10 protein-coding genes and 2 pseudogenes are annotated in these 7,176 nt (G+C 62.9%); 5 read left to right on the top strand and 7 right to left on the bottom strand.

Features of this window, described 5'->3' with window-relative positions:
- Nucleotides 1-210: 210 nt before the first annotated feature.
- A pseudogene (locus tag FV220_RS23090) lies at nucleotides 211-770 on the bottom strand (IS6 family transposase); the annotation flags it as partial.
- Between the two features lie 314 nt (nucleotides 771-1,084).
- Between FV220_RS23090 and FV220_RS26525 the strand changes: the two are divergent.
- Nucleotides 1,085-1,741: a HigA family addiction module antitoxin gene (locus FV220_RS26525; protein WP_018044633.1), complete on the top strand. Its 657-nt coding sequence runs from the start codon at nucleotides 1,085-1,087 to the stop codon at nucleotides 1,739-1,741.
- A 218-nt stretch (nucleotides 1,742-1,959) separates the two neighbouring features.
- On the opposite strand, the gene FV220_RS23080 is transcribed toward FV220_RS26525, so the two are convergent.
- On the bottom strand, nucleotides 1,960-2,490 hold the full coding sequence (locus FV220_RS23080) for a MucR family transcriptional regulator (protein WP_018044632.1): 531 nt from the start codon (nucleotides 2,488-2,490) through the stop codon (nucleotides 1,960-1,962).
- A 709-nt stretch (nucleotides 2,491-3,199) separates the two neighbouring features.
- Between FV220_RS23080 and FV220_RS23075 the strand changes: the two genes are divergently transcribed.
- Nucleotides 3,200-3,553 (top strand): hypothetical protein, encoded by a 354-nt coding sequence (locus FV220_RS23075; protein ID WP_018044630.1) that lies wholly within the window; start codon nucleotides 3,200-3,202, stop codon nucleotides 3,551-3,553.
- A 128-nt stretch (nucleotides 3,554-3,681) separates the two neighbouring features.
- On the opposite strand, the gene FV220_RS23070 is transcribed toward FV220_RS23075, so the two are convergent.
- Genes FV220_RS23070 through FV220_RS23060 form a run of 3 tightly spaced genes read right to left on the bottom strand, consistent with a single transcriptional unit; the run spans nucleotide 3,682 to nucleotide 4,918 of the window.
- The gene (locus FV220_RS23070) at nucleotides 3,682-3,957 is read right to left on the bottom strand and encodes a hypothetical protein (RefSeq protein WP_018044629.1); all 276 of its coding nucleotides are present in this window, start codon (nucleotides 3,955-3,957) and stop codon (nucleotides 3,682-3,684) included.
- A 26-nt stretch (nucleotides 3,958-3,983) separates the two neighbouring features.
- Nucleotides 3,984-4,175, bottom strand: coding sequence for a hypothetical protein (locus FV220_RS23065; protein ID WP_026176070.1), 192 nt, complete (start codon nucleotides 4,173-4,175; stop codon nucleotides 3,984-3,986).
- Nucleotides 4,176-4,201: 26 nt separating this feature from the next.
- Complete coding sequence (locus tag FV220_RS23060; RefSeq protein ID WP_147833366.1) at nucleotides 4,202-4,918, bottom strand: thermonuclease family protein; 717 nt, start codon at nucleotides 4,916-4,918, stop codon at nucleotides 4,202-4,204.
- Nucleotides 4,919-5,023: 105 nt separating this feature from the next.
- Between FV220_RS23060 and FV220_RS23055 the strand changes: the two genes are divergently transcribed.
- Complete coding sequence (locus tag FV220_RS23055) at nucleotides 5,024-5,248, top strand: hypothetical protein (protein ID WP_081612676.1); 225 nt, start codon at nucleotides 5,024-5,026, stop codon at nucleotides 5,246-5,248.
- Between the two features lie 53 nt (nucleotides 5,249-5,301).
- Here FV220_RS23055 and FV220_RS23050 read toward each other — a convergent pair whose 3' ends face one another.
- On the bottom strand, nucleotides 5,302-5,955 hold the full coding sequence (locus FV220_RS23050; RefSeq protein ID WP_018044626.1) for an SOS response-associated peptidase: 654 nt from the start codon (nucleotides 5,953-5,955) through the stop codon (nucleotides 5,302-5,304).
- Nucleotides 5,956-6,183: 228 nt separating this feature from the next.
- On the opposite strand from FV220_RS23050, the gene FV220_RS23045 reads away from it, so the two are divergent.
- Nucleotides 6,184-6,564 carry a hypothetical protein gene (locus FV220_RS23045; protein ID WP_018044625.1) on the top strand — a complete coding sequence of 127 codons (381 nt, stop codon included), beginning with the start codon at nucleotides 6,184-6,186 and terminating at the stop codon, nucleotides 6,562-6,564.
- Between the two features lie 51 nt (nucleotides 6,565-6,615).
- A complete protein-coding gene (locus FV220_RS23040) occupies nucleotides 6,616-6,825 on the top strand; it encodes a hypothetical protein (RefSeq protein WP_018044624.1) in 210 nt (69 codons plus the stop codon).
- Between the two features lie 231 nt (nucleotides 6,826-7,056).
- On the opposite strand, the pseudogene FV220_RS23035 reads toward FV220_RS23040, so the two are convergent.
- Nucleotides 7,057-7,176: pseudogene (locus FV220_RS23035) on the bottom strand (IS5/IS1182 family transposase); the annotation flags it as partial.

Genomic DNA, 7,176 nt, shown 5'->3' with positions numbered 1-7,176 from the left:
CCCCGCTCCTTGATCAGCCGAACCGCTTCGACCTTGAACTCACGACTGAACTTGCGACGCTGCATTCCACACCTCCGATTCCATTATGACACCCAGACTGGGTGTCCACGGAACCGGAAGCAGGCCAGGCGGTGATTTAAAGAGGGTGCTGAAACCTGACTTGGATCTGCCATGTGGACTCCGACCACCCGGCGGCAGCATAACCTTTTGAAGTCCGAAGCAGACTGAGAGCAGTTGGTTCTGCTCGCGGACAGTCCACGCACCGGCAAGCCCGAAGCCCTTGCGCAGCCATAGCATTGCCTCGAAACCTTGGATCGTGCGCCGCGCCGTGTTGAACGAGCGGAAGCCGCCGACCCGCGGCATCGACCGCTTCACCCGGAAGTGGTCGCTCTCGATCCCCTGCTGAGGTGCTTGGTCACGTAATGGACCGGCGTCCGAGGCAGTAGACCCGCCTTCCGGCTCTCGGCGATGGCCGGTGGGTACGGGCCGGCGCCATCCGTGCCGATGCGGACCGATCCGCAGTGCGGCTTGCGGAACTGTCGCAGTCGCTTCTCGATCAGGGGAGCGTAGGACAAGACCCAGCGGTTCAGGGTGGAGTGGTCCACCTCAAGCCCGCGCTCCGGAAAGATCTCCTCGATGTCGCGGTAGCTGAGCGGGTAGCGCAGGTACCAGGAGACGGCCTGCACGATGAGCGACGCCTCGAAGTGCCGGCCCTTGAAGTCGGCCTTGGAGCGCTGCCTCAGCTTCACAGCGATGGCGTGAAGGATCATGGCCGGCTCCAGGGCGGAGGCGACAAGCTGGTCAGGTATGCTTAACGACCCGTAAGAGGCAGCAGATTCGTGTTTGCGACAGGCCCAGGGAAACGCGCTCCGACTCGCGCGCCCTAAAAGACCCATTTTCGAGAGCGGGGGAGGGGGCGGCATTCGGTTTTGGGAGAGGACGACCCGGGCCGATTAGGCAGGCTCATCGCTCGGCCAGCCTCGTAGCCAGCACCTAGAACTGTTGCGTTGGATGGTACATTCCAATTGACGTCCTGTTGCATTGAGTGATACGTTGTATCAACGAATGCAACACAGACGGCACGATGATCCGCAGCTTCCACGACCGGATGACGGAGGCGGTGTTCCAGGGCCGCTGCCCGAGAGGATTCCCGGCCGACCTCTTCAAGGTTGCTCGTCGCAAGCTTCGCGCCCTCCACAACGCCGTTGACCTGAAAGACCTCAAGGCGCCGCCGTCGAACCGGCTCCACGCCCTGATCGGAGATAGAGCCGGTCAGCTCGCCATTTCCGTCAGCGACCAATTTCGCATCGTCTTCGTCTGGACCGATGCAGGACCGGAACGGGTCGAGCTCACCGACTACCACTTAGCTAAGGAGGGCTCTGTCATGTCCGACACGATCAGCATCACGACCCTTCGCCAGACCTTCGAGGCCGAGGAGGACGTCGTGCGCTTGGCGCCGCTCCACCCTGGGGAAGTCCTACGGGAGGAGTTCATGGTTCCGCTCAAGCTGAGCGCGGGGTCGGTCGCGAAGGCGCTCGGCCTCCCTCGCTCGCGCATCGAGCGCATCGTGAAGGAGGAAATCGGCATCAGCACCGATACTGCACTCCGGTTGGCCCGGTACTTCGGCACTTCGCACCAGTTCTGGCTCAACCTACAGGCCGATTTTGAGAGCGAGACCCTACTTTCCGAGATCGGCCCGGAGCTGGATCGCATCGAGCCGCTGCCGGCTGTTGCGGCCTAGTCCCAATCCGGGCCGGGCTGGTTCAGCCTGCTTGTTCGTCTGCTAACCAGCTCACCGGCATCCTCTCCGTCGAGCCAAGTTGCGTACCGGCTCAGCGTGAGATGGACGACCCACCCCGCCGGCCCCGTGATCAGATCGGGGCGGCGGGGCTGAGTCCGCCTCCCTTAACGTCCGTAGCTAGGCTCATGGACGGCCTAGGCGGCATCCATGAATGCCTATCAAGCAGCGGGCGCCTTACGCGGCCGACCCGCCTTCTTGGGCTTATCAGGAGCCGGAGGGGCCTTCTCGCTGACCGTCTCCTCCTGCACCGCTGACTTTGACGTTGCCGTCTTATTCCGCTGCTGTCCAAGTCCGAGGGACCGGGCAAGCTCCGAGCGCTGCGCCGAGTAGCTCGCAGAGGTCATCGGGTAATCCGGCGACAGACCATGCTTCGCGCGGTAGGCTTCAGGGGTCAGACCTCGGAGCGTCAGATGGCGGCGCAGCGTCTTGTAAGGCTTGCCGTCTTCGAAGCTGATCAGCGCGTCCGGTGTGATCGACTTCCTGATCTGGGCCGGCGTCGCCTTCTCGATCTTGTCAGCTTCCGCCGTGGCAGATCCCCCGTTGGCAAGGCCACTGACGGCAGCATGCACGCTGCTCAGCAGTTCGCCCAGTGATCCTATCGGAACCGAGTTGTTGGAGACGTAGGCGGCGACGATGTCGGCCGTGAGTTCGATGTGGTTTGCTTGGAATTCCTGATTGATATCGGTCATGCTGATTTCTCTGAGGGCTAATAAATACCCTATAGATACTTTCTAGGAGCTTTTACAATAGGGCAGGATATCGGCGGCTTAGAGAATTAAAATGGCTGCATATCGTGAAGTGAACAATTTCAATTCGATTTGCTGAGGGCGGAAACGTCATCACCCCCGGTATCATCGGAAAATTACAGCTGGCCTCACGAGCACATTGAGCCAGTGGGATGCACGCTTCCAAAGTATGATTCGGAGCGTGTTGGATTAGGGTGTAGGCATGAGCAAAGAAGGAAGCCACCATGCCGCGCAGGAAGACAACGCTTCAGCGCTCTGCACTCCTGGCGTTGGTCGCGGGAGGCCTCTGGCTGCCCGCCGGCATCGCTTCATCTCAACCATCGCCGAGCACGTCCGATGCCGATCGGGATAAGCGGATGGAGGCTATGCACCAGCAGCACGTCCTGAATTCCGCAGGGCAGGCAAAGAAGGATAAGGATCGGGACGCCCGCACCGATCGCCTATCGAGGTCCGTTTGCATCGGATGCGGCGGTGGCGTCGTTCCGTTCGATCGATCAGGCGGCGCTGCAAAGAAGGAACCGCGCAAGGCTCAGGCAGCGAAGCCCCGTCGTATCGATCCAGCGCAAGCTGACGGCAAGAGTAGCGATTGACGGCTCAAAACAGCCGGTGAACTACCCACCCATCAGATCGAACTCAGTCGCAGCAATTATCCATGGCAAAGCTAGCGTTCAATTTGATGCTGGAGGAGCCGCGCGAAACATACATTGTCACCAGCGCCGCATTGATCGTCGGTAGGATCGACTGTATTCAGGCCGAGCCTGTGACGGATCAGCAATGGGCATGGGCTATGCACCTCGACATTGGAGTGGCGCCATTCCGGCGCGGCGGAAACGCTGGTTCTGCCGACGAGGCGGCATCCAAGATGCGTGAGGCTTGGGAGGATTGGAAGGTCTGGGCCGGGCTGCAGGATGTCGAGGGAGCCGGAGGCACCACAACAGCGGTCGTTCAGGTGCCGATCAAATCGCTGACGAGAGGTATGGCAAAGTTAGCCAGCTCGTTGCCATAGCCTCGCGCTGACCACCATACCACCATCAGGCCCTCTATATGCTCGCGAGAGGCTCTGTCGCAGTCGTTGTCCGTGTTGGTTGCCGCCGGATGTCGTAACGGGAAGAGCTTTCCGCACCCGGTCGACGCTCAAGCAGGCACGATCTCGAATTCCATTCCCCTGCCCGGTCCCTGATCGGCATAGTCGACTAGCGCATACCCGCGCTCGCCCAAGCCGGCATCAAGGATGTCACGGTGCTTGCGGACCATCTGGCCAATCGCGAGGGGCGTTAGGCGGGGGTTGCCCCGCCGCAGCTGATCGACACCGATACTGACCGGCGCGCCCTCGCGATCCGCGATCCTGACGAGGGCCGATGCCAGATCGGTGGCCTTCGTTTCCGAGGCTGATTTTGCTTTGAACGCCATGTCGTCTCCCTGATCCGGCGGTGAGCCTACCTGCCCTGGAGGCTCTCGCCGAAATCATCCGGAATCTCGCCGAACTGGCCGAGGATTGTCGCGCTCTCCAGCTCGCGGGCCTCGGCATAGGCCAGCGGCCCATGAGCTGCGATGAGAGCCGTCGCCTTGGCCTCGATCTCGCGGCGGAAGCGCCCAGGTCGCAGCCGGTCTGTAAGCCAGCGCGCCACCCATGCCGAGCGATTGCCGAGCCTGTTCACCCCCGGGGCGCCCGCCAACCGGCCGCCCTGGCCTCGTCCTCGGAGCAGAACATGCGCTCGCCGTCCTTCTCACTGATCCGGGTGCGGTCATAGTCGCGCGATCCGGGGACGTGGAAGACCCTCTCGCCCTTCCGGCTGATGTTACCCTTGATCGCGCACCCGCCGGCCTTGGGGGGCGGCTGTACCGAAGGTATGGGGCCATCCGGGCCGCCCGGCGCGGCGAACCCCATCGTCATGGCCCGCTCGCCCTTGCGCCAGTCCCCAGGCGTCGTGAAAGAACCGGCCCAGATCCCAAGCTTCCCCGCCTTCGCGGTGTCCTCGGCGGTGATGTAGTCCTCCGAGTACCGGCGGTACGCGACGGCATGACCCTGCGCGACTAGCCACGCGTTCAGGTCCTCCGCGCCCTTCCGGCAGACCGCGACGGTGCGCCCGTACTTGTCGATATCCCTAGGATCGCAGGAGACAGGCGCAGAGCCGATCCGGTCGGCTAACGCGAGGGCAGCGGTCTGCCCGCATCGGAAGGTCTCTCCTGCCTTTCTATTGCAGAGCTGTGCGCTCTCGGGCGCATCGATCCCGTGGAGCCGGATACGGGTGCCGCCGATGTCGAGGGTGTCGCCGTCTACCACCGAGGCCCCGCCGGTGATCGGCTCGGCCGCGAACGCAGGAGCCAATGACAGGACGAGGACAAGGGCGGGAACAAGTATCGATTTCATCAATACCGGATATCGATTTGATCTGTTGGAATGATGGTGCACCGCAGCGCATATTTCTCTCATCAGACGGGGCGCAGTTCCCGAAACACCAGTGGGATAAGTACCATGACCGTTCGCAAAATCGTGCTCGCCGCTCTCGCCGCTGCCACCCTGACCGGTACGGCGATGGCTGAGGATCGCGTCAACATCACGCCGACGCTGTACCGTGAACAGGCTCGCGTCACGGCATCGGTTCGTCCGGCTTCCGAACTGACAACTACGCCGTCCCTGGCCCCGCGTGTCCCCGCGACCCGGCGCCTTGTTGCCGATGCAGAAGCCTCGGCCCGTTAAGACGGCTTCCTGGCCGGCCTGGTCCCACCACCAGGCCGGCCGGGATGCGATCCTCATTCTGCCGGATCGCGCCGTGCGCCCGTCGCCACCACCTTCATCATGGCGTCGGGCAGCGGGCGCTGTAGCTCAAGGGCGACCTCTGTCGGCGCCTCGAGCCACGTCTGCCACTCTTCTGGCGTCGTCAGCAGGACCGGCATCGCCTTCGGGTGGACCGGCCCAACGATGCCATTCGCATCGCAGGTGAGGAACGAGAACAACCGGTGCTCGGCCTCCTCCCTATCGGGGTTCTCGGCCTTCGTCCCACGCACGCCCGTCCAAGGCCGCCAGATGCCGGCGAAGGCGAAAAGCGGCCGATTGTCATCGAGGGCGAACCACGTCGGTGTCTTCTTCGGCTTGGTGTCGGCGTACTCGCTGAAGGAGGAGACCGGGACGAGGCAGCGGTATTCCGGCTTGAGCCAGGGCCGCCAGTGCGGGCTCTTCACATTTCGGACGTTCGTGACCGGGTGCTCCCCGTACTGCTTCGGACCCGGGATGCCCCATCGGAGCATCTCAAGGGTCCGCTTGCCGTCCTCGATCCGAACGATGGGCGCCATCTGGTCAGGGAAGATGCCGGGCACCCTCGGCAGGTTGCCAGCGCGGTCCTCCTCCACACCGAACGCCTCACGGATCTCCGCTTGTGACGTGACCAAGCTGTAGAGGTTGCACATCGTTCACGTCCTTAGAGACCCACAGGTCGCCATTACACACCGAGATTGCCATGTATCTCGTGTGGCTCGAACCTCAGCCAACGAGCCTCAGCATGGAGCTCTCTGGCACCGACCGGACGGTAGGATTGGTTCTCGTCCCCAGCCTCAATGCCGCGCTTGGCCCCCATGTCCTGGCGCGGTCGATCCTCACCCCCTATCCCGTCCGGCCCATCACAGCCGCCGGACCTCATGTCAGCCTCGCCAGCCTTCAAGATCGAACCCGGCAGCCCCCAGGCGTGGCGCGAAGCCTTCCTCGGCATGAAGCCCAGCGTGGTCCCGTGCCCCGGTCTGACGCCCGCTGGCTGGCAGGCCGTTCATGCCGCGTCCCTGGACTTCCTCGACAAGCACGCCGACGAGGCCGGCCGGCTCGGCTGGACGACGCTGCAGCTCTTCGGCGTGCATCCCGACCTCGGAGTGATCCGTTCCGATTTCTGCGGGGCGATGGTCCTGAGTGGCGACCACGCGTCGGCCGTCGAGGCGGATTTCATCCGGTTCGAGCGCACGCGGTACTTCCGGAACGTGCCGGGCCGACCGAAGGGCGCAGTGCCGATCTGGGCGGTGAAGAGGTAGGCGGCGGGGGAGCCAGCCCTACCTCTTCGCAGTCGCAACAGAGACCCGATCATGAGCCACGAGCGCGAAGAAGGCTACTTTATCGCCCTGGCGAACATGCGAAGCCACCTACGGCGGCGTGTGAATGAACCCGACATCACGAACGACGCAAAGCTCGAACTCCTCGATCTGCTATCGATGTTGGACGACATGCTGAAGGGCGGGACGCCTCCCGAGGAACACAACAACGACGCGCCAGAGCCGCTAAGCGGGAGCTTTTAGCCAGAGCCACCCGCACCTCATGCGGATCAAATCTAGGCGGGAGGCGCTTTTCGTCCTTGGAAGTGAATTCCTCAGTGATCGTCATTGAGATCTTCGACAACCACGCTTCTGCCGTGCGAGCTCGCTCTTCCGCTTCCTTGACGCGCGCATCGGCGGCTTTCAGCAGCGCATCGGACCGGGTTTGAATATCCTGGGCATGGCTCTCAGCCGCCCTGATGCGGTTAAGAGCGCCTAACAGAACCGTTTGATCTGGTTGAGGGTGATGAGGCTGGCCGCGAGGCTCGTGAAGGCCTCGTAGATGTCGCTGCGTCGCTCGTAGCGGACGGGCAATCGACGGAATCGGTTGAACCA

Origin of the sequence: Methylobacterium sp. WL19, assembly GCF_008040005.1 — a bacterium.
GTDB classification, from domain to species: domain Bacteria; phylum Pseudomonadota; class Alphaproteobacteria; order Rhizobiales; family Beijerinckiaceae; genus Methylobacterium; species Methylobacterium bullatum.
Note: the sequence above shows the minus strand (reverse complement) of the source record. Positions and strands in the feature narration are given on the sequence as shown.

Excerpts from the sequence above, each read along its gene's own strand:
- FV220_RS23075 (WP_018044630.1), top strand. The coding sequence starts at position 3,200 with ATGGCAAAGCTAGCGTTCAATTTGATGCTGGAGGAGCCGCGCGAAACA.
- FV220_RS23050 (WP_018044626.1), bottom strand. The coding sequence starts at position 5,955 with ATGTGCAACCTCTACAGCTTGGTCACGTCACAAGCGGAGATCCGTGAG.
- FV220_RS23045 (WP_018044625.1), top strand. The coding sequence starts at position 6,184 with ATGTCAGCCTCGCCAGCCTTCAAGATCGAACCCGGCAGCCCCCAGGCG.
- FV220_RS23040 (WP_018044624.1), top strand. The coding sequence starts at position 6,616 with ATGAGCCACGAGCGCGAAGAAGGCTACTTTATCGCCCTGGCGAACATG.
- FV220_RS23080 (WP_018044632.1), bottom strand. The coding sequence starts at position 2,490 with ATGACCGATATCAATCAGGAATTCCAAGCAAACCACATCGAACTCACG.
- FV220_RS23055 (WP_081612676.1), top strand. The coding sequence starts at position 5,024 with ATGACCGTTCGCAAAATCGTGCTCGCCGCTCTCGCCGCTGCCACCCTG.
- FV220_RS26525 (WP_018044633.1), top strand. The coding sequence starts at position 1,085 with ATGATCCGCAGCTTCCACGACCGGATGACGGAGGCGGTGTTCCAGGGC.
- FV220_RS23060 (WP_147833366.1), bottom strand. The coding sequence starts at position 4,918 with ATGAAATCGATACTTGTTCCCGCCCTTGTCCTCGTCCTGTCATTGGCT.
- FV220_RS23070 (WP_018044629.1), bottom strand. The coding sequence starts at position 3,957 with ATGGCGTTCAAAGCAAAATCAGCCTCGGAAACGAAGGCCACCGATCTG.